Consider the following 18,747-nt stretch of genomic DNA (forward strand, 5'->3'; position numbering starts at 1 on the left):
AGTGTGCCGCATGATCCTGCGTTCGGTCCTGCTGTTCGTGCTCGCCGCCCTCATGGAGATCGGCGGCGCCTGGCTCGTCTGGCAGGGCGTGCGCGAGCATCGCGGCTGGCTGTGGATCGGCGGCGGCGTGATCGCGCTGGGCATCTACGGCTTCGTCGCCACGTTGCAGCCCGACGCGAACTTCGGCCGGATCCTCGCGGCTTATGGTGGCGTCTTCGTGGCCGGCTCGCTCGCCTGGGGCATGGTCGTCGACGGCTTCCGCCCGGACCGCTACGACGTGATCGGCGCCCTGGTCTGCCTGGCCGGGGTGGCCGTGATCATGTACGCGCCGAGATGACGCTTTCGAGCAGCGCGGTCAGTTCGGCCGCCACGTCGTCGAGCGGCTGGATGCTGCGCTGGGCCCGGCACATGACGACGGCCCCCTCGGCGGCTCCGACGACCAGTGTGGCGAGCTGAGCGGCCCGTCGTGCTTCGACGCCGTGCTGCTCCAGCGACTCGGCCAACTGCCTCGACCACGCCCTGAACGCCTCGGCGGACGCCGCGAGCGCCTCCGGGTGCGCCGCCTCCTCGACCGCCACGGCGACGACGGGACAGCCCGCCTGGAAGTCGGTGCCCGCCACGACCTCGCGCCACAGCCCGAAGAAGGCCCTGACCCCCTCCGCCGGTCCCTGGCGCAGCTTCTTGTCGAGCACCCTCGTGACGATCTCCGCGGACAGCCGCACGGCCTCCGTGGCCAGCTGGTTCTTGCCGCCGGGGAAGTAGTGGTACGTCGAGCCGAGCGGTGTGCCCGCGTGCTTGGCGACCTCCCGGATGCTCGTCGCGTTGAGGCCGCGGCGCCGGATCATGTCGGCGGCTCCGGCGACGATCTGCTCTCGGGACATGGCACACCTCATTGGCTATAACGATCGTCATAGGATAGCGTGCGCCCTCGGGTTATTACAGTCGTCATAGACCGGGAGCACATCATGCCGATGATCGAACTGACCGCACCTGCCGGATCGCTGACCGACGCGGGCCGCAAGAGCGTGCAGCGCGACCTCGCCACGCTGCTGCTGAAGTGGGAGGGCGCCCCGGACAACGAGTTCTTCCGCTCGGTGGCGTGGACCTACCTGCACGAGCTGCCCGCCGGAGCCCAGACGACCGGCGAGGACGACGCACCGCGGTTCCGGGTGGACGTCCGGGTGCCGACCGGTGTGCTGTCGGATCGGCGCAAGGCCGGCCTCGTGCAGGAGGCGACCGCGCTGGTGCTCGAGGCCGCCGGGCTGAGCGAGCAGGACGCCATGCGGGTGTGGGTGCTCATCCACGAGCAGCCGGAGGGGACCTGGGGCGCCGGTGGGCAGATCGTCAAGTTCGACGAGCTGAAGGCCGCCGCCCAGGCCGCCAAGTCCTGAGAGATCAGCCCGTCGGGCGGTAGAAGCCGTAGAACGACATCCCGCTGTTCGTCGTGCGGATCTTGCCGACCTGCACGGGGTCACCGGCCTCGACCATCTGGCCGTTGCCGATCACCATCGCGACGTGGCCTTCCCACACGACCAGGTCGCCGGGCAGCACCTCGCCCGGCGGCACCGACGCGCCCATCGCCTGCGAGGAGGCCGGACGCGGGATGTCGAAGCCCGCGTTCTTGTAGGCCCACTGCGTGAGGCCGGAGCAGTCGGTGCCCTGCGGCGGGTTCGCGCCACCCCACACGTAGGGCGTGCCGAGTGCCGACAACGCGTTGCGGACGGCCTTGGCCGCGGTCTCGTTCGGCGCCTCGGCACTGCTGCCGTCGGGCAGGTTCACGCCGACGCCGGTGCCGGGCTGCGGCGGGATCGCGACCGGCAGGCGAGGACCGGAACCGCCGCCACCTCCACCGCCGCCCGAGCCTCCGCCGCCTCCACCACCCGAGCCGCCGCCCCCGCCGCCACCCGAGTGGGAACCGGAACCGGTGCTCGGCCCGGACTCCTGCTGCTTCTTGGTGTCGGTGGCTCCGGCGGTCGAGGTGGCCCCGTCGTCACCGCCGAGCGGCTCGCCCAACTTCTCGAGCGCGCCAGCGTCGGGCTTCTGCAGCCCGTTCAGCTGCCCCACCAGCTGCGTGAGCTGGTCGCGGACCTTCTGCAACTCGGCGGAGGTCTTGCCCTGGTAGCCGGAAGCCATCCCGGCGAGGTCGGCCAGCGCGGCCAGCACCACCCCGGGCCCGGCCACCAGCGACGCCGCCACGGCGGCCGCGAGCTTCGGCGTCGCCTTCGAGGTGAACTCGTCGATCAAGCCCTGGATCGCGCTGCGCCCACCGGTCACCGCGGAGACACCGGTGGAAGCCACGGTCTTGAACACGGAAGCGTTGGAGGACAACGTGGTCGCGGCCGAGGAGAACGTGGCCACCCGACCGGTGAAGGCATTGGCCTTCTGCCCGGACCACGTGTTCAGCACGGCCGTGGAAGCCGAGGAGTGCCGCGATCCCACGTCCGTCATGGCGGTCTGCGCCCGGCCGAACGCGTCACCGGCACGCGTGGCACCGCCCGTGTCACCGTCCAGCTTGGCCAGATCTTCCTTCATGGGCGCGATGAACGCGCTCAGGAGTCCCTCGACGCTCATGCACGCGCCGCCTTCTCCAGCGACGCCTTGGTCGCCTCCTCCTGGGCGATGTAGGCCTCACGGGCCTTCGACACGGCGGTCCCGAGGCCGGCCAGCCCGGTCGACGCGGCCTTCAGCGCGTCCATCTGCGCCTGCGCGGCCGTCTGGAACGCCGCGTTGAGCCCGATCTCGTTGCCGATCTTGCCGAAGCAGTCGCCGGGCAGCGCCGTGGTGCCGTTCAACGTGCTGGTGCCGACCGCGCCCACCTCGCTCGCCAGACCGCTCACCGCGGACGCGTACGCGGTCAAGGCGTCGAGGTCGACCTTGAGACCCTGTTCCGCCATCTGAAAGCTTCTTCCCCCAGTAGTGACCTGTTCGCCTTGATCCTGCCCCGATGAGCGGTACCTCGCCCGACGTTCCGCCAAGATCATGGAACGGTGGGTGTGATCGAGCACTGGAACCGGATCCTGGCATGGCTGGCGGAGCACGCTCCAGCCACCCGTGCCGTGCTGCGTCCGAGGTACGACGCGCTGCCGGAGCTTCGGGTTCCGATCGACCTCCAGATGTGGTGGAGCGTCTACGGCGGCACCGAGGAGGGCCTCTACGCCGAGATCCTGCCGCCCTTCTACACGCCGCTGGGCGCCGATCGCGCGTTCGTGCTCAGGGAGACCCACACGAGCAAGCCCGCGGACGCCTCCGAGGCCGGTTCGCCGACGACAGGTTTCCACCCCGAGTGGCTGCCGATCGCGTTCGACGGCACGGGCGACGTGCTCGCGGTCGATCTGAGGCCCGGCGTGCTGCGCGGCTGCGTGGTCGAGTGGGACCAGGAGCGCAACGAGATGGTCAAGCCGGAGTGGACGTCGATCATCGAGATGTTCGACCAGGTCGCGACGGCCCTGGAGAACCGCGGCGCGGTCGGCCACTGCTTCCCCGAGGTCAACACGGTCGGCGAGCTGGGCTGGCGGACCAGCTAGACGCGCTCGAGGATGCCGAGCGAGATCAGGCCCTCGACGATCTGGTCCACGCCCAGCGCCGCGAGCAGGACGCCGAGCACGCGCGAGAGCACCCAGGCGTAGGTCATCTTCATCCAGCGCATCGCGATGCCGAGCAACGCGATCGCGGCCAGGTCGAGCGCGATCACCGCGGCGAACCCGCCCGCCAGCACGAACGTCGTCCCGATCGACTTCGTGTCCGAGAGCAGGAACAAGTACGCCAGCGCCACCGGGTTCGCGTAGTAGGCGGTGGCCAGTTCGTGGGTGCCGCCTGTCTCGTCGTGCGTCGGCTCCTGCTTGCGGCCGAGCACGAGGTCCAGCGCGTGCACGAACAGGATCACGCCGCTGGCCAGGTACAACGAGCCTTCGCTGAGGTGGAAGATCGAGAGCAGCACCCGTCCGGCCACGACCACGAACAGGCCGACGCCCAGGGCGATCGCGGTCGAGGTGAACGCCACCCGCCACCGCGTCCGGGAGTCGGCGCCCTCGGTGTCCATCAGGAACGCCAGGAGGATCTTCGGCGGGCCGACCACGGCGACGAGGATGGAGAACACCTCCACGAACTTCATGGCCGCCATGATCGGGCGGAGGGCCCGGCGGCGCGCGTCACCTCACGCCGCCGGGTGAACGTGGGGTCAGGCGGGTCCCGACACGCCGAGGTACTTGCTCCCGGCCGAGCCGAAGGAGTTCGCGAGGTCGGTGGAAGGAACGGACTGGCTCCGGCCGAAGCACACCGACCACGAGTTCGCGGCGACGCCGGACGACGGGCACTCCCAGATGTCGATCTGCCCGCGGCCCTCGGTCCACAGGTCGACCGTCGCCGTCGTGGAGTAGAGGCCGGCCCGGTTGTTGCGCACGATCACCGCGCCCTGCGCCGAGCCTCCGCCGGACGACCTGATCGTGCAGACCTGCGCGACCACGTTGGTCGTGACCGCCTGGCTGCTCGCGCAGACCCAGTTGTGGGGACTGGAAGTGATCGGGTTCGTGTTGCCGTACGCCTTCCAGCTGCCCGCCGAGACGGCGGAGGCGGGGCTCACCATCACCGCGGTCAGGCCCAGAAGGGCGGCGGTGACGGCGATCGTTCTCTTGGCTCGCATGGCGCCGAGGATCCACACGCGTCTTGCAGGTTTTCTGGAATCCGCAGCTCAGCGTGCGCTGACGAGCTCGCGCTGCGGCACTGAGACGGCCTTCGCGCGGGCGTAGACCTTCACGGCGGCCAGTGCGCCGAGCCAGCCCAGCGCGGTGCCGGTCGTGTTCGTGATCAGGTCGTCGACGTCGAAGATCCGGTTGGCCCACATCAGCTGTGAGCCTTCGATCAGCAGCGAGACGCCGTACCCGATCAGCGCGGCCTGCCCGACCGTGCGCTTGCCCCAGAACATCAGCATCGCGCCGAGCGGCACGAACAGCAGCACGTTCAACGTCATCTGGTCGAACGCGATCTGCCCGTCGCGGAACGTGTCGGCGATCCACTGGAACGGCACCAGCTGCACGGCCTGGCGCGGCGGCACGGTCTGCACGGGCAGGAACGTCGCCGCGAACAGCATGCTCGCGTACGTCGTGATGGTCGCGCTGCGGAAAGTCAGCTGACGGAAGAACAGTTGCGGCAGCAGGAAGACGACCGACAGGAAAAGGCCCCACTGAATGCTCGCGAGCTGTGAATTCGTCATGAATCAAAGCTATGAAAATGGCCCTCGGCGCACATCGCGCTGAGGGCCAGTCTCATCCTCGTACTTCCGGCCGAGAACTACTCGGCCGCGTAATCCCGCGGGCTGATGCCGCGTAGTACCGGACCGCAGGCCAGGGCTGCTACCAGCGCAACCACCATGCCGACGCCCACAGGAGCGAGCACCCACGGCGTCAGGGGCATTTCGCCGTGGCCGACGAGTCCGCGCGCCAGAGTGAGCAATCCGAGACCCACGACAATGCCCGCACCGCACGCCGCGATTGTGACCGCGAACACCGGCAACATCACTTCGCGGCGCAATGCGTGACCCAGGACACGAACAGGAGTTCCTGCCGCGATCAACGCACCGAAAGTGCGCCTGCGGTCGATCACCGACCCGGCCGCCGCCACCGCCGCGCCGATGCCGCCGAGCACCGCCGCGATCGACAGACCGATGATCGTGGCTCGCTCCAGGTCCTCCATCAGCGTGTCGCCGTAGAGCTCCCGCTGCTCGCCGTCCACCAGCCGCACGCCCGGCAGGGTGCCGATCAACGCCGTGTGCACGGCCTCGCGGTTCTCCGCGGAAGTGAGCACGCCGACCATCGACGCCTTGCCCTCGACACCGGGCAGCAGCTCCGGGTCGATCACCCCGCTGATCCGGCCGTGGCCGTCGAACGGCCGCGTCTCGACCTGCGCGGGCAGCCGGGTGGTCACGACGTCGTGCGGGCCGGTCGAGGAGAACTCGCCGCCGTCCAGCTTCGAGTGCGAGTACACGGCAGGCCCGGACCCGCACTTCAGCCCGTTCAGCACCTTGGCGACGTCAGCGCATTTCCCGACGACGACGTACGGGTTGTAGGAGCCCTCCCCACCCGTGTCCACCCTGCCGTCCAGCATCGTGACGATCGGCGCCGAGGTCTGCAGGCGCAACGGAGTGAGGTCGTGTGCCACTTCCTCCGCGACGATCGCGTTCTCGTTCCACGTGTCGTCGCGGTAGGGCACCTGGCTCGCCAGTCCCGGCAACATGGTCAGCGCCATCGAGCCGGTGAACACCGCGATCACCACCCCGGCCGAGCCGCGGAACGCCGCCACCGGGTCACCCGACAACCGCCGTCCCGCCAGCAGGGTCGAGGGTTTGTGCCAGCGCGAGACGAAGAACCGGCCGACCCACGCCGTCACCACCGGACCGGCCAGCACGAGTGCGAACGCCACCGCGCCCAGTCCCAGCAGCACCACGGTGAACTGGTTGTCGCCGCTGACCTGCTGCGCGTACATGATCCCGAGGAAGAACACGCCCATCGCCCCGGCGATCATCAGCAGCCGCCACGACCGGACCTGGCGCTTCTCCTCGGCCGCCAGCGGTTTCTGGACCACGCGCCGCAGCCCCGTGATCGCCGCCGCGACGACGAGCACCGGAGCCAGCACGGCCACCGCGACCACGACCGCGGTCGAGGGGACGAAGTCGCCCGGATACCAGGTGCCGCCCTCCCACGGGATCTTCGCGGTGATGTGGCTGAACGGCTGCGCCAGCACCACGCCGAGCACGCTGCCGACCACCGCGCCGACGGCTGTCTCGGCGGCGGTCATGACCACGACCTGACGCGGGCTCGCGCCGGCGAGCCTGAGCGCCGCCAGCCGCCGTTCCCGTTTCGCCGCGGTCAATCGAGCGGCCGATGCGACCAGCACCAGGCACGGCACGACGAGCACCACGAGCCCGACGCGGGTGAGCAGGTAGAGCATTCCGTGGTAGTCGTCGCGGTACGAGCCGGTGCCGCCGGCCAGGCCCGCGACCTGGAACCCGTTCTCGATCCTGTCGTGCCCGATGATCGCGACGAGCTCACCGGGGTACTTCAGCGCCTCCGGCCCCAGTTCGCCGATCTGCTTGCCGGGGAAGCGGTTCCCGAGTTTTTCGGCCGGCGTGCCGCGCACCAGGTCGGACAGCGCGGGCGACAGCAGCACCTCGCCCGCCTCGGGGAACTTCGCGATTCCCTTGGCCACCGGCACGTCGCCCTGCTTGTTGCGCGCGACGTCGAACCGTTCGATCAGCTTGCCGTCGAACGAGTCCTTGTTCAGCGCAACGGAAATGGCGCCCTTCTCGGCCCCACCCATGACGTCGCGCCACGCCGTGCGGTCCGCCCGCGCCTGCAGGCCGTTCGGTGCGGCGACGAGCCACAGCACCAGCGACACCGCGATCATCACGCCGAGCGCGACCAGCACGGTCGCGACCTGGCTGCGCCGGTCCCTGCGCAGCACCGCGAGAGCGATCCTCACGCGGACACCCCCGCGGCGATGCGCCCGTCCTGGATCTCGACGACGCGCAGTGCCCGGTCCGCGATCGCCTTGTCGTGCGTGACGATCACGACGGCCGCGTTGGTCTCGTCCGCGGCTTGCAGGAGGGCGGTCATCATCTCCTGGCCGGTCCGCGTGTCGAGGGCACCAGTCGGTTCGTCCGCGAAGATCACCCGAGGCTGGTGCGCCAGTGCCCGCGCGATCGCCACTCGTTGCGCCTGGCCGCCGGACAGTTCTCCGGGCCGTCGTTTCTCCAGGCCCTGCAGGCCGAGGCGCCCGAGCCACAGCTGGGCCGCGCCGAGCGACTCCTCCCGCGAACGGCCGGCCAGCAGCATCGGCAGGGCGGCGTTCTCCTCCGCCGTGAGCTCGGCGACGAGCATGCCCGACTGGAACACGAACCCGAACGCCGTCCGCCGCAGCTCGCTGCGCCCTGTCTCGTTCAGCTCGCCGATCGCGCGCCCGTCGAGGAACACCTCGCCGCCGTCGGCGCGCAGGATGCCGGACAGCACGTGCAGCAGCGTCGTCTTGCCGGAGCCGGACGGACCGACGACCGCCAGCACGTCCCCGGCGGAGATGTCGATGTCCACCCCGGCGAGAGCGTGCACGTCGCCGTAGGTCTTGACCAGGCCACGAGCGGCCAGAACCGAATTCATGTGTTCACGGTGCCGCGTGCGCCGCGCCAAAACCTCAGCCTTGACGACACACCGGATCAGCCGGATGACCGAGGCCGGAGGGGTGTGATGGTCCTACCGTTGTCTGCCGTGGACAGTCATCGGGGCCAATGGCCGATCGCCGCCGTTCTCGCGCTGCTGATGCTCGGCGAGCTCGTGCTGATGAACACGCCACGCAGCGCGGAGGCGCTGGTGTGGCTGCTCAGCGTGCCGCCGTGCATCGCGGCCGTGCTCTCGTTCAAGTCACGCGCCTTCACGATCCCGGTGACCGTGGCGTCGATCTTCGTGGCGTCGTTCGTCGTCCGGCTGTTCAACGTGAACCTGCCGACGCTGCTGAGCCCGCTGACGGTCGCCGAGACCGCTGCCTGCCTCGTCCTCACCGCCGTCGTCGTGCGCGAGGAGCCGCGCCGCGCCGCCACGTGGTCGGTGGCCTCGCTGATGGCCGTGAGCTTCTTCGCCGCGATCGTCCGCGACAACTGGATCTCGTCCAGCAACTACAACGAGATGCTCGGCTCGCTGGTCCTGGGCTTCGGGGCCGTCGGCGTCGGTATGTACTTCCGCGCGCGGGACAGCGAGAGCGGCCGGTTGATCGCGGCCGCCGTCACCGACGCCCAGAAGGAAGAACGCATCGCGCTGGCCCGCGAGCTGCACGACGTGGTCGCCCACCACGTGACGGGCATGCTCGTGCAGGCCCAGGCCGCGCTGGAGGTCTCCGACGACGACCCGAAGGCAGCCCACCGCCTGCTGCCGGGCATCGTCCGATCGGGCACGGAAGCGCTGGGCGCGATGCGGCGCATGGTCGGCACCCTGCGGCAGGGCGAGAACGAGGTCGCCACGACCGACCTGGCCGCCGACGTGATCTCGGCCGTCGAACGCACCCGCGAGCTCGGCTTCGAGACCCGGCTGCGCGTGGACCTGCCCGACGAGGTGCCGCCGGAGCTCGGCCGCTCGGTGTTGCGCCTGGTCCAGGAGTCGCTCACCAACGTGCACAAACACGCCCAGTCCCCGACGATGATCGACGTGGAGATCTCCAGGACGGCTCGTGGGGCACTGCGCGTGATCGTCGCCGACGACGGCCGGCCTGGCGAGCTGAACCAGGGTGGATACGGTCTCGTAGGCATGCGTGAGCGGGTCGACCTGCTCGGCGGCCTGTTCTCGGCGGGCCCGCGTGAGAACGGCTGGCAGGTGCTCGCCGAGCTACCCCTGGAAGGGACGAAGTGATCTCGGTTCTCATCGCCGACGACCAGGAGATGGTCCGCGTCGGGTTTCGGATGATTCTGGAGAAGCAACCGGACATCACGGTGGTCGCGGACGTGCCGGACGGCATCGCGGCGGTGACCGCGGTCCGCGAGCACAAGCCGGACGTGGCGCTGCTCGACATCCGCATGCCGGGACTGGACGGTCTCGAGGTCACCAAGAAGATTTCGGGTTCGACCAAGGTCGTCGTGGTGACCACGTTCGACCTCGACGAGTACGTGCACACGGCGTTGGAGAACGGCGCTTCGGGGTTCCTGACCAAGGACGCCGGGCCGGCGTTGCTGGTCGAGGCCGTGCGGGCGGCGGCGCAGGGCAACGCGCTGATCTCGCCTCAGGTGACCGTGCGGATGCTGGAGCACTTCGCGCGCCCGGCCGAGCGGCCCGATCTCGGGTTGCTGACCGCACGTGAGCAGGACGTCGTGCGGGAGGTGGCGCGCGGGCTGAGCAACCAGGAGATCGCGTCGGAGCTCTTCCTGTCGCTGTCGACGGTGAAGACGCACCTCGCGTCGGTGCAGACGAAGCTCAACGTGCGCAACCGTGTGGGGATCGCGTCGTGGGCGTGGCGAGCGGGCCTGGTCAACTCGTGACGGAGTTCCCGCGCACCATCGGAAACGTCGCGACCCGCCAGCTGGCCGCCCACGGCTACACGACGTTCGACTCGCTGACGAAGGTGTCGGCGAAGGAGCTGCTGAAGATCCACGGGGTCGGCCCGAAGGCGATCAGGATCCTGGGGGAGGAGCTGGCGGCGCAGGGCAAGACCTACGCCGCCGACTAGGTTCTAGACACCCATGGGGTGCCAGACCGTCTTCGTCTCCAGGTAGGCGCGCAGACGCGACATGTCCGGCGTGACCGCGAAGTCCTCGCTGACCTTGTTGCGCAGCACGCGCTTCACCGTGCCGGCCGCCGAGCGCTCCAGGTCGGCCCTGAGCGACTCGGGCGCGCCGGTGAGGTCGAGCGCGTTCACGTCACCGTGCGACGCGAGCCACGGCGCGATCTCCGCGGTCCGGCCGGTGATGATGTTGACGACACCGCCGGGCAGGTCGCTGGTGGCGAGCACCTCCGACAGCGTGATCGCCGGCAGCGGGCGTTCCTGCGAGGTGATGACCACGCAGGTGTTGCCGGAGGCGATCACCGGCGCGACCACGGACACCAGGCCCAGCAACGACGACTGCTGCGGCGCGAGCACCGCGACCACACCCGTCGGCTCCGGCGTGGAGAACGAGAAGTACGGCCCGGCAACGGGGTTCGCGGACCCCAGCACGGCCGCGATCTTGTCCGTCCAGCCCGCGTACCAGACCCAGCGGTCGATCGCGGCGTCCACGAGGGACTGCGCCTTCTTCACCGGCACGCCCTCGGACGCGGCGACCTCGGTGATGAACTGCTCGCGGCGGCCCTCCAGCACCTCGGCCACCCGGTACAGGACCTGGCCGCGGTTGTAGGCCGTGGCACCGGACCAGCTGCCGAAAGCCTTGCGGGCGGCGGCGACCGCGTCACGGGCGTCCTTGCGGGAGCCCTGCGCGGCGTTGGCGAGGAAGCCGCCCTTGGAGTCGGTCACCGGGTAGCTGCGACCCGACTCGGAACGCGGGAACGCGCCGCCGATGTAGAGCTTGTAGGTCTTCGCGACCGAGACGCGATCAGACATCGAGGTAGGCCTCCAGACCGGTGCGGCCGCCCTCACGGCCGAAGCCCGACTCCTGGTAGCCGCCGAACGGGGCCGTCGGGTCGAAGCGGTTGAACGTGTTGGACCACACCACGCCGGCGCGCATCCGTTGCGCCATCCAGAGAATCCGGGAGCCCTTCTCCGTCCAGACGCCCGCGGACAGGCCGTACGGCGTGTTGTTCGCCTTGGCCACGGCCTCGTCGGGCGTGCGGAACGTCAGCACGGACAGCACCGGGCCGAAGATCTCCTCACGGGCGATCCGCATCGCCTGCGACACGTTGGAGAACACCGTCGGCGCGAAGTAGAAACCCTTGTCCGGCAACGGGCACGACGACGTCCACCGCTGGGCGCCCTCGGCCTCGCCCGACTCGGTCAGCTCCTTGATCTTGGCGAGCTGCTCGCGCGAGTTGATCGCGCCGACGTCGGTGTTCTTGTCCAGCGGGTCGCCGACGCGCAACGTGCTGACGCGCGCGTGCAGCTTCTCGAGCAGCTCGTCCGCGACGGACTCCTGCACCAGCAAACGACTTCCGGCGCAGCAGACGTGGCCCTGGTTGAAGAAGATGCCGTTGACGATGCCCTCGACGGCCTGGTCGAGCGGCGCGTCGTCGAACACGATGTTCGCGGCCTTGCCACCCAGTTCCAGCGTGAGCTTCTTGTTCGTACCGGCCAGCTGGCGCTGAATGATCTTGCCGACGTCCGTGGACCCGGTGAACGCCACCTTGTTGACGTCCGGGTGCTCGACGAGCGTCGCGCCGACGTCACCGGCGCCCGGGATGATGTTGACGACACCCGGCGGCAGGTCGCACTGCGCGATGATGTCGGCCAGCACCAGCGCGCTGAGCGGCGTGGTCTCGGCCGGCTTGAGCACGACCGTGTTGCCGCACGCCAGCGCCGGCGCGATCTTCCACGCGGCCATCAGCAGCGGGAAGTTCCACGGGATCACCTGTCCCGCAACGCCGAGAGGCTTCGGGTCGGGACCGTACCCCGCGTAGCCGAGCTTGTCGGCCCAGCCCGCGTGGTAGAAGAAGTGCGCCGCGGCCGTCGGCACGTCGACGTCGCGCGACTCCTTGATCGGCTTGCCGTTGTCGAGCGACTCCAGCACCGCGAGCTCACGCCCGCGTTCCTGGATCTGCCGCGCGATCCGGTAGATGTACTTGGCGCGCTCGGAGCCGGGCATCTTCGACCACACGCGGTCGTAAGCCCTGCGCGCGGCTTTCACCGCGGTGTCCACATCGGACGCGGACGCCGTCGAGACCTCCGCCAGCACCTCTTCGGTGCCGGGGTTGATGGTCTTGAGCGGCTCGCCGGAGCCCTCGACGAACTTGCCGTCGACGAACATCCGGTAGTTCGGCTTGAGGTTCGCGATGTCCCGCGACTCGGGCGCGGGGGCGTATTCCCACATGTCTTCTCAGTCCACCGTCACGTAGTCCGGGCCGCTGTAGTGGCCGTCCAACTGGGTCCGCCGCTGCATGAGCAGGTCGTTGAGCAACGTCGACGCGCCGAAGCGGAACAGGTGCGGGTCGAGCCACTCGGGCCCGGCCACCTCGTGCACCGCCACCAGGTACTTGATCGCGTCCTTGGTGCTGCGGATGCCGCCGGCGGGCTTCACGCCGCGCAGCTCTCCGGTCTGGTTTTTCCAGTCCCGCACCGCCTGCAGCATCACGTGCGTGACCGGCAACGTCGCGGCGGGCTGCACCTTGCCGGTCGACGTCTTGATGAAGTCACCACCCGCGAGCAGCGCCAGCCAGGACGCGCGGCGCACGTTGTCGTACGTCACGAGCTCACCGGTCTCGAGGATGACCTTGAGGTGCGCGTCCCCGCACGCCTCCTTGATCTTGACGATCTCCTCGAACACCTGCCCGTACCGGCCGCTCAGGAACGCACCCCGGTCGATCACCATGTCGACCTCGGTCGCACCCTGCTCGACGGCGAAGCGCGTGTCGGCGAGCTTGATGTCCATCGTGCTGCGCCCGCTGGGGAACGCCGTCGCGACGCTGGCGATGTTGATGCCCGTGCCCTGCAGCTCCGTCGCGGCCGTCTTGACCATGTCCGGGTAGACGCACACCGCCGCGACCTTCGGCACGTCGGGCCGCTCGGGGTCGGGCCTGCGCGCCTTGGCGGCCAGGCTGCGCACCTTGCCGTGCGTGTCGGCGCCTTCCAGCGTGGTCAGGTCGACCATGCTGATCGCCAGGTCGATGGCGTGCAGCTTGGAGGCCTTCTTGATGCTCCGCGTGCCGAGGCCCGCGGCTCGTTGCTCGACGCCGACCTGGTCGACGCCGGGGAGCCCGTGCAGGAAACGCCGCAGCGACGATTCGTCGCGCACGGCGTCAGCCAGGGCCGACGGCAGTGTCGTTGGAGCAGCCATGCCTGCGAGTCTAGGCGGAATGGGACGCCCGTCCTAAGTGAAGCCGTCTGCGCAGGTCAGGCCATTTGTCGACGCATCTGTGCGCGGTGCAGCGGCACAGTGATCTCGTCGATCTCCGGTGCGTTCTGAGCGTCACTGCCGGTGCCGCTCGGATCAACGAAACGGGTCTGTCAGAGGGAGTCCTTCACCACCCCAGCTCGGCGAGCCCTTCCAGGACGCACTCGTCGAGGTTCGTGAACCCCTCCTGCTTGACCCCGCCCGCGAACAGCACCCACTTCGAGTCGAGGCTGTACTGGACGATGAACAGCTGGCCGGCCTCACCGAGCGCGTCGAAGAGCTCCGCGTACCCGTCGGCGTCACTGATCGGCTCGTCGAGCCACGACCAGTCGCCGGGGAGGGTCGCCAGGTCTTTGCGCGCGCTCGCAAGGGCGCGGTCGAGGTCGGCGAAGTCGCCGCCGGACATCCAGTACTCGTCGGCGTACGGCGGTTTGCGCAGGCGCAGCGTCCACTTGTTGCGCGGCCGCGGTCCGTCTATCTTCATCATGAAGACGACGCCGGTCTGCCCCACCCGTTCGACGAACTCCGCCAGCAGCATCAGTCGAGGAGCTCGCGCAGGATCTGGCCCTTCTTGCGCTTGGGCCCCTTCACCTCGACGCCACCCATGATCGCGAGCCCGGTGATCCGCACCGTCGGTGCGCCGGGAATGTGCCGCCGCCCTGGCGCCCTGTCCTCGAACGCCCCCATGAACCCGAACCCGTCGACCTTCACGTTGATGTCGTCCGGCACGCGGATCTCGACGCCGCCCCAGAACGCGAACACGCTGATCGTGACCTCGGCCTCGGCGAAGCGCGCGTGGGTCAGGTCGAGCTCGATGCCGCCCATGACCGCCACGGCGTTGTGCAGGCGCGGGACCACCCACTGGCCCTTGCGGTTGACACCCGACCAGAAGGCGACCGACACCGCGCTGCCCGGCTCGCCGCCGATGCGGTCGCTCACCGCAGGCTGGTACTGCGGGATGACCGGCGGTTGGGGCAGGCCGCTCAGCACCAGGTCCGCGGTGATGGGAACGAGCTCGCCGTAGGTCTTCGCGGCGTAGACGGCCACGAGCCTTTCGTCCAGCTCGTGGATGTCGAGGCGGCCCTCGGCGGTCGCCTTGTGCAGCACCTGCGCGATCCGTTCCCGGTCGGCGTCGGAGGCGCGCATGTGACTCTGGTCAGCGGGTACCAGCTCGTCGCTCACCCGATCGAGTCTAGAACCCTCACCTGCGGTTCGGTGCGTACTTGACCGTGATCGCAAATGCCAGCACCAGCAGTGCTCCGAGCGCCGCAGCGAGCGTCGGGCTGTAGCCCCACGTCATGGGCAGCACACCGATCACCACCGCCAGTGACGCGGACACACCCAAGATGACCAGCGGGGACTCGCACAACTGCTGGCCGGGCTTCTGCTCGATCGTCACCGCTCGTACCTCCGCGTCTCAACTGGCTCAAGAGACACTTCGGAGTCGCTTTGTCGATTCTTTACTCCCGGATCGGGTTGTGCGGGCCCCGAATCGGGTGATCATCGGAACGGGTTCGTCACCGGAGGGTCGACGGCCGCACCGTCGACCCGCCCGAGGTCACGCCGTCGGCTGGCGCAGCGGCAGTCCGGCCGCCCGGTAGATCGAGTCGATCACCGTCATGTTCTTCACCGCGTCGTCCGCGGTTGTCGGGAACGGCTTGCCGTGCAGCACCGCGTCGGTGAACGCGTCGAGCTGGTAGGCGTAGGTCGCGCGCTTCCCGAACTTCTCCGAAGTGCTGCGGTTCTTGAGCTTCAGCGACAGCCGGTGGAACGCCTGCGGCCCGAGCGGGTTGAACACGCTCAGCGTGCCGTTCTCGCCGATGGCCTTCATCGACAGCTTGAACACCGTCGACGACCACAGCGACGCGTGCACGGAACCCGTGTGGCCAGAAGGGAAACGCAGCGACGCGCGCATCGCCCGGTCGATGGACGGCCCGCGCAGCAACGCTCGTGCGGAACGGACCTCGGGCTCTTCGCCGCCCAGCAGACGTGCCATGTGCACGGCGTAGCAGCCCGCGTCCATCATCGCGCCGCCCGCGAGCGAGTAGTCGTAGCGGATGTTGGAGAACACCGGCAGCGGGAAGCAGACGGACGCCTCGACGTGTCGCAACGGCCCCAGCACGCCGGAGCGCATGATCTCGTCCACGCGCACGGCCAGCGGGTGGTAGCGGTAGTGGAACGCCTCCATCACCACCAGGCCGGAGGCGTTGGCCGCCGAGGCCACGGCGGCGGCTTCCGAAGCGTTGGCGGTGAACGGCTTCTCGCACAGCACGTGCTTGCCGGCTTCCAGCGCGGCCAGCGTCCACTTGCCGTGCAGGCCGTTGGGCAGCGGGTTGTAGACGGCGTCGACCGCGGGATCCGCCAGCAGGTCCTCGTACGAGCCGTGCACGCGCGCAATGCCGTGCTTGTCGGCGAACGTCTGGGCCTTGTCGGCGGATCGCGCGGCCACCGCCACGACTTCGGCGACGGTCGAGGAGCGGGCCGGGCGGATGACAGCGGCCGGCGCGATCATGGCCGCGCCGAGGACTCCGATGCGCACGTGGTCTGTCACGCGGCCGACCCTACACCCACTTAGTTAACGGTGTTCACTCGACCAGATCCGTGGTGCGGGAAGGGAAGAACGGGATTCGATCGATAGGCGCCGGGTCGGACCAGTTCCACGACTCCATCTGGCGGCGCGAACGCCTGCCGAAGAACGCGCGCCACAGTTCGTAGCCGTCGACCTCCAGCGTGATCGGACCGTCTCCCAAAGCACCGAACTCGGTCTTCACCGTCACGTCGGTCAGCCTGCGCGGCGCCATCCACACCAGCGTCGGCTGCCACACCGCGTCCGGCAGTCGTTCGCGACCCAGGGCAGCGCGCAGATCGGCCTCGTGCGTGATCGCGTCCATCGCCAGCTGGAACGGGATGCGCTCCATCGCGTCGATGCGGGTGCCGGACTCGTTCCACTGCTCCAGCAGGTCGTCCGCCGGGACGTCCGCGCGTTCCGCGACGTGCCGCGCGGTCCACTCGTCCGACGGCGCGCCCTCCGTGCGGCCGCTCACCAGATCGGACGCCCCGCCGGCCAGGTGCGCGATCAGCTGATGGACGGTCCACTCAGGACAGGCGGGTACCACGCGACCGAGCTCCTCTGCGGTCAGGCCCATCGTCAGGCCGACGATGCGCTGACGTGCCTCGCGGTAGATCTCTTCGAACACCCCTAGCTCCTCCCAGCGGTTACGGTGTCGAGCATGGACGTCCTCGTCGTCGATCATCCACTCGCCAAGGCGAGACTCACAACCATGCGCGACGCGCGCACGGACAACGCCGCTTTCCGCGCCGCGCTGCAGGAACTCACCGTCATGCTGGTCTACGAGGCCATGCGCGAGGCGCCGCTGACCGAGGAGCGCACGCACACGCCGGTCGCGCGCACCACCGGCCACAAGCTCGCGAACCCGCCGCTGCTCGTGCCGGTGCTGCGGGCCGGGCTGGGCATGGCCGACCAGGCGCACAAGCTGATCCCGGACGCCCAGATGGGGTTCGTGGGGCTCGCGCGCGACGAGGAGACGTTGCAGCCGACGCCGTACATGGAGTCGCTGCCGGAGGACCTGGCCGGACGCCCGGTGTTCGTGCTCGACCCGATGCTCGCGACCGGTGGCTCGATGGCCTACACGATCCGGCTGCTGACCCAGCGCGGTGCGACCGACGTGACGGCCGTGTGCGTGCTCGCGGCGCCCGAGGGCATCAACCATCTCGAGGACTCGAAGCTGCCAGTTCGTCTCATCACGGCTTCCGTGGACGAGCGGTTGAACGACTCCGGCTTCATCGTGCCTGGTCTGGGCGACGCCGGTGACCGTCTGTACGGAGCGGTTTAGGACATACCTCCGATCGGACGTAGCAGTGGTCTAGACCTCAGAGCTAACGTGCTCTGGACCACAACGCCGCTGCCGCCATCGTTTGAGGAGACAAATGTCCAGACGGAGATGGGGTGCCGCCGCGCTCGCGGTCGGCGCCCTGTCCGCGTCGCTGGCCGTCGTGCCGGCGAACGCAGATGTCGAGACCAACGGGCACCACGGTTATTCGAAGACCCGCACCGTCGGGTACTTCATCCAGTGGGGCGTCTACGGCCGGAACTTCCGGGTCAAGAACCTCGTCGACAGCGGGGCCGCCGCACGGCTCACGCACCTCAACTACGCCTTCGGGTTCCTCGACGAGTCGGGCAAGTGCGTCAGCGCCGATCCGTGGGCCGACTGGCAGATGCCCTACACCGCTGAGCAGTCCGTCAACGGCAAGGCCGACGAACCGGGCCAGCTCGCGGGCAACCTGAATCAGCTCAAGCAGCTCAAGGCCCAATATCCCAAGCTGAGGATCAACATCTCGCTGGGCGGCTGGACGGGCTCGCGCTACTTCTCCAACGCCGCGCTGGACGACGCCTCGCGCGCCGCGCACGTCAAGTCGTGCACCGACATGTGGATCAAGGGCAACCTGCCCGGTCTGCCCGAGGGTGCCGCGAAGGGCATCTTCGACGGCGTCGACATCGACTGGGAATGGCCTGCCAGCAACGGCAACATGGAGCCGCCCAACGTCGTGCGTCCCGAGGACAAGCAGAACTTCACCAAGCTGCTCGCCGAGTACCGCAAGCAGATGGGCTGGAACCGCGACCTGACCGCGTTCCTCCCGGCCGACCCGGTGCAGGTCGACCGCGGCTTCGAAGCGTCGAAGGTGTTCTGCTACCTCACTTTCGGCACGCTTCAGGGCTACGACTACCACGGCGCGTGGGACGCCCCGGCGAACCAGCAGTCCGCGCTGCGGGTGCCCAAGGGCGACCCGTCGGAGTTCGAGTTCAGCTCCGAGGTGACGGTCAACGCGTGGCTGCGGCGCGGTGCTCCGCGGTCGAAGGCGGTGCTCGGCGTTCCGTTCTACGGACGCGGCTGGACCGGCGTGGCACCCGGCGCGCGCAACGGCCTGTTCGGCACGGGCACGCCCGCGCCGGCCACGTACGAGGCGGGCTACGAGGACTTCCACGCTCTCAAGCCGAAGCTGGCCGACCCGAAGTACAAGATCTACCGCGATGAGCGCGCCGGCTTCGCGTGGATCTACGACGGCACGACGTGGTGGACCTACGACGACGCGACCGAGATGAAGCGCAAGGCTCACTTCATCAACGACCGCCGTTTGGGCGGCGCGATGATCTGGTCGCTCGACGGTGACACCGCGGACGCCGAGTTGATCAAGGCTCTGGACGGTGCCCTGAAGTAGGGCACTGC

24 protein-coding genes are annotated in these 18,747 nt (G+C 69.2%); 8 read left to right on the plus strand and 16 right to left on the minus strand.

Annotated features, from left to right (window positions below):
- Positions 1-10: 10 nt before the first annotated feature.
- A complete protein-coding gene (locus ABZ345_RS35885; RefSeq protein ID WP_359858874.1) occupies positions 11-337 on the plus strand; it encodes a YnfA family protein in 327 nt (108 codons plus the stop codon).
- Here ABZ345_RS35885 and ABZ345_RS35890 read toward each other — a convergent pair.
- The gene (locus ABZ345_RS35890) at positions 318-881 is read right to left on the minus strand and encodes a TetR/AcrR family transcriptional regulator (protein ID WP_359858876.1); all 564 of its coding nucleotides are present in this window, start codon (positions 879-881) and stop codon (positions 318-320) included. The genes ABZ345_RS35885 and ABZ345_RS35890 overlap by 20 nt on opposite strands.
- Positions 882-965: 84 nt before the next feature.
- On the opposite strand from ABZ345_RS35890, the gene ABZ345_RS35895 reads away from it, so the two are divergent.
- Positions 966-1,391, plus strand: a complete 426-nt coding sequence (locus ABZ345_RS35895; protein WP_359858878.1) for a tautomerase family protein — start codon at positions 966-968, stop codon at positions 1,389-1,391.
- A gap of 4 nt (positions 1,392-1,395) precedes the next feature.
- On the opposite strand, the gene ABZ345_RS35900 is transcribed toward ABZ345_RS35895, so the two are convergent.
- Complete coding sequence (locus ABZ345_RS35900; protein WP_359858880.1) at positions 1,396-2,571, minus strand: C40 family peptidase; 1,176 nt, start codon at positions 2,569-2,571, stop codon at positions 1,396-1,398.
- Positions 2,568-2,894 (minus strand): hypothetical protein, encoded by a 327-nt coding sequence (locus ABZ345_RS35905; RefSeq protein ID WP_359858882.1) that lies wholly within the window; start codon positions 2,892-2,894, stop codon positions 2,568-2,570. The genes ABZ345_RS35900 and ABZ345_RS35905 overlap by 4 nt, the downstream gene beginning before the upstream one ends.
- 93 nt (positions 2,895-2,987) lie before the next feature.
- Here ABZ345_RS35905 and ABZ345_RS35910 point away from each other — a divergent pair, with 93 nt between their 5' ends.
- The gene (locus ABZ345_RS35910; protein ID WP_359858884.1) at positions 2,988-3,524 is read left to right on the plus strand and encodes an SMI1/KNR4 family protein; all 537 of its coding nucleotides are present in this window, start codon (positions 2,988-2,990) and stop codon (positions 3,522-3,524) included.
- Here the strand turns inward: ABZ345_RS35910 and ABZ345_RS35915 are convergent.
- The 5 genes from ABZ345_RS35915 to ABZ345_RS35935 form a co-directional block, all read right to left on the minus strand.
- Positions 3,521-4,111 (minus strand): MarC family protein, encoded by a 591-nt coding sequence (locus tag ABZ345_RS35915; RefSeq protein WP_359858886.1) that lies wholly within the window; start codon positions 4,109-4,111, stop codon positions 3,521-3,523. The two genes, ABZ345_RS35910 and ABZ345_RS35915, sit on opposite strands and share 4 nt — an antisense overlap.
- Positions 4,112-4,177: 66 nt before the next feature.
- Positions 4,178-4,639 carry a hypothetical protein gene (locus ABZ345_RS35920; protein ID WP_359858888.1) on the minus strand — a complete coding sequence of 154 codons (462 nt, stop codon included), beginning with the start codon at positions 4,637-4,639 and terminating at the stop codon, positions 4,178-4,180.
- 48 nt (positions 4,640-4,687) lie between these two features.
- Positions 4,688-5,209 carry a VanZ family protein gene (locus ABZ345_RS35925; RefSeq protein WP_359858889.1) on the minus strand — a complete coding sequence of 174 codons (522 nt, stop codon included), beginning with the start codon at positions 5,207-5,209 and terminating at the stop codon, positions 4,688-4,690.
- Between the two features lie 77 nt (positions 5,210-5,286).
- Positions 5,287-7,473, minus strand: a complete 2,187-nt coding sequence (locus tag ABZ345_RS35930; protein WP_359858891.1) for an FtsX-like permease family protein — start codon at positions 7,471-7,473, stop codon at positions 5,287-5,289.
- Positions 7,470-8,144, minus strand: a complete 675-nt coding sequence (locus tag ABZ345_RS35935; RefSeq protein WP_359858893.1) for an ABC transporter ATP-binding protein — start codon at positions 8,142-8,144, stop codon at positions 7,470-7,472. The genes ABZ345_RS35930 and ABZ345_RS35935 overlap by 4 nt, the downstream gene beginning before the upstream one ends.
- 108 nt (positions 8,145-8,252) lie before the next feature.
- Here ABZ345_RS35935 and ABZ345_RS35940 point away from each other — a divergent pair, with 108 nt between their 5' ends.
- The 3 genes from ABZ345_RS35940 to ABZ345_RS35950 are packed head-to-tail and all read left to right on the plus strand — an operon-like array spanning position 8,253 to position 10,194.
- Entirely contained in the window at positions 8,253-9,383 is a 1,131-nt protein-coding gene (locus ABZ345_RS35940; protein ID WP_359858895.1) for a histidine kinase, read from the plus strand.
- Entirely contained in the window at positions 9,380-10,006 is a 627-nt protein-coding gene (locus ABZ345_RS35945; protein ID WP_359858897.1) for a response regulator transcription factor, read from the plus strand. Before ABZ345_RS35940 ends, ABZ345_RS35945 begins: the two co-directional genes overlap by 4 nt.
- Positions 10,003-10,194, plus strand: a complete 192-nt coding sequence (locus ABZ345_RS35950; protein WP_359858899.1) for a hypothetical protein — start codon at positions 10,003-10,005, stop codon at positions 10,192-10,194. Before ABZ345_RS35945 ends, ABZ345_RS35950 begins: the two co-directional genes overlap by 4 nt.
- A 3-nt stretch (positions 10,195-10,197) precedes the next feature.
- On the opposite strand, the gene ABZ345_RS35955 is transcribed toward ABZ345_RS35950, so the two are convergent.
- The 8 genes from ABZ345_RS35955 to ABZ345_RS35990 all read right to left on the minus strand — a co-directional run bounded on the left by ABZ345_RS35955 (position 10,198) and on the right by ABZ345_RS35990 (position 16,698).
- A complete protein-coding gene (locus tag ABZ345_RS35955; protein ID WP_359858900.1) occupies positions 10,198-11,061 on the minus strand; it encodes an aldehyde dehydrogenase family protein in 864 nt (287 codons plus the stop codon).
- Positions 11,054-12,481, minus strand: a complete 1,428-nt coding sequence (locus tag ABZ345_RS35960; RefSeq protein WP_359858902.1) for an aldehyde dehydrogenase family protein — start codon at positions 12,479-12,481, stop codon at positions 11,054-11,056. The genes ABZ345_RS35955 and ABZ345_RS35960 overlap by 8 nt, the downstream gene beginning before the upstream one ends.
- Positions 12,482-12,487: 6 nt before the next feature.
- Complete coding sequence (gene deoC, locus ABZ345_RS35965) at positions 12,488-13,444, minus strand: deoxyribose-phosphate aldolase (RefSeq protein WP_359858904.1); 957 nt, start codon at positions 13,442-13,444, stop codon at positions 12,488-12,490.
- A 184-nt stretch (positions 13,445-13,628) separates the two neighbouring features.
- On the minus strand, positions 13,629-14,039 hold the full coding sequence (locus tag ABZ345_RS35970) for a hypothetical protein (RefSeq protein WP_359858906.1): 411 nt from the start codon (positions 14,037-14,039) through the stop codon (positions 13,629-13,631).
- Positions 14,039-14,647, minus strand: a complete 609-nt coding sequence (locus ABZ345_RS35975) for a DUF1707 domain-containing protein (RefSeq protein WP_359858944.1) — start codon at positions 14,645-14,647, stop codon at positions 14,039-14,041. The genes ABZ345_RS35970 and ABZ345_RS35975 overlap by 1 nt, the downstream gene beginning before the upstream one ends.
- Positions 14,648-14,702: 55 nt before the next feature.
- Positions 14,703-14,900, minus strand: coding sequence for a hypothetical protein (locus ABZ345_RS35980; RefSeq protein WP_359858908.1), 198 nt, complete (start codon positions 14,898-14,900; stop codon positions 14,703-14,705).
- A 159-nt stretch (positions 14,901-15,059) separates the two neighbouring features.
- The gene (locus ABZ345_RS35985) at positions 15,060-16,052 is read right to left on the minus strand and encodes a Gfo/Idh/MocA family oxidoreductase (protein WP_359858910.1); all 993 of its coding nucleotides are present in this window, start codon (positions 16,050-16,052) and stop codon (positions 15,060-15,062) included.
- A gap of 34 nt (positions 16,053-16,086) precedes the next feature.
- A complete protein-coding gene (locus ABZ345_RS35990) occupies positions 16,087-16,698 on the minus strand; it encodes a maleylpyruvate isomerase family mycothiol-dependent enzyme (protein WP_359858912.1) in 612 nt (203 codons plus the stop codon).
- Between the two features lie 33 nt (positions 16,699-16,731).
- Between ABZ345_RS35990 and upp the strand changes: the two genes are divergently transcribed.
- Positions 16,732-17,355 (plus strand): uracil phosphoribosyltransferase, encoded by a 624-nt coding sequence (upp, locus tag ABZ345_RS35995; RefSeq protein WP_359858914.1) that lies wholly within the window; start codon positions 16,732-16,734, stop codon positions 17,353-17,355.
- Positions 17,356-17,449: 94 nt separating this feature from the next.
- The gene (locus ABZ345_RS36000) at positions 17,450-18,739 is read left to right on the plus strand and encodes a glycoside hydrolase family 18 protein (RefSeq protein ID WP_359858916.1); all 1,290 of its coding nucleotides are present in this window, start codon (positions 17,450-17,452) and stop codon (positions 18,737-18,739) included.
- The last annotated feature ends 8 nt before the right edge of the window (positions 18,740-18,747 follow it).

This window comes from Lentzea sp. NPDC005914, from assembly GCF_040629405.1.
Classification (GTDB): domain Bacteria; phylum Actinomycetota; class Actinomycetes; order Mycobacteriales; family Pseudonocardiaceae; genus Lentzea.

Excerpts from the sequence above, each read along its gene's own strand:
- ABZ345_RS35885 (WP_359858874.1), top strand. The coding sequence starts at position 11 with ATGATCCTGCGTTCGGTCCTGCTGTTCGTGCTCGCCGCCCTCATGGAG.
- ABZ345_RS35890 (WP_359858876.1), bottom strand. The coding sequence starts at position 881 with ATGTCCCGAGAGCAGATCGTCGCCGGAGCCGCCGACATGATCCGGCGC.
- ABZ345_RS35895 (WP_359858878.1), top strand. The coding sequence starts at position 966 with ATGCCGATGATCGAACTGACCGCACCTGCCGGATCGCTGACCGACGCG.
- ABZ345_RS35900 (WP_359858880.1), bottom strand. The coding sequence starts at position 2,571 with ATGAGCGTCGAGGGACTCCTGAGCGCGTTCATCGCGCCCATGAAGGAA.
- ABZ345_RS35905 (WP_359858882.1), bottom strand. The coding sequence starts at position 2,894 with ATGGCGGAACAGGGTCTCAAGGTCGACCTCGACGCCTTGACCGCGTAC.
- ABZ345_RS35915 (WP_359858886.1), bottom strand. The coding sequence starts at position 4,111 with ATGAAGTTCGTGGAGGTGTTCTCCATCCTCGTCGCCGTGGTCGGCCCG.
- ABZ345_RS35920 (WP_359858888.1), bottom strand. The coding sequence starts at position 4,639 with ATGCGAGCCAAGAGAACGATCGCCGTCACCGCCGCCCTTCTGGGCCTG.
- ABZ345_RS35925 (WP_359858889.1), bottom strand. The coding sequence starts at position 5,209 with ATGACGAATTCACAGCTCGCGAGCATTCAGTGGGGCCTTTTCCTGTCG.
- ABZ345_RS35935 (WP_359858893.1), bottom strand. The coding sequence starts at position 8,144 with ATGAATTCGGTTCTGGCCGCTCGTGGCCTGGTCAAGACCTACGGCGAC.
- ABZ345_RS35955 (WP_359858900.1), bottom strand. The coding sequence starts at position 11,061 with ATGTCTGATCGCGTCTCGGTCGCGAAGACCTACAAGCTCTACATCGGC.
- ABZ345_RS35960 (WP_359858902.1), bottom strand. The coding sequence starts at position 12,481 with ATGTGGGAATACGCCCCCGCGCCCGAGTCGCGGGACATCGCGAACCTC.
- deoC (WP_359858904.1), bottom strand. The coding sequence starts at position 13,444 with ATGGCTGCTCCAACGACACTGCCGTCGGCCCTGGCTGACGCCGTGCGC.
- ABZ345_RS35970 (WP_359858906.1), bottom strand. The coding sequence starts at position 14,039 with ATGCTGCTGGCGGAGTTCGTCGAACGGGTGGGGCAGACCGGCGTCGTC.
- ABZ345_RS35975 (WP_359858944.1), bottom strand. The coding sequence starts at position 14,647 with ATGCGCGCCTCCGACGCCGACCGGGAACGGATCGCGCAGGTGCTGCAC.
- upp (WP_359858914.1), top strand. The coding sequence starts at position 16,732 with ATGGACGTCCTCGTCGTCGATCATCCACTCGCCAAGGCGAGACTCACA.
- ABZ345_RS36000 (WP_359858916.1), top strand. The coding sequence starts at position 17,450 with ATGTCCAGACGGAGATGGGGTGCCGCCGCGCTCGCGGTCGGCGCCCTG.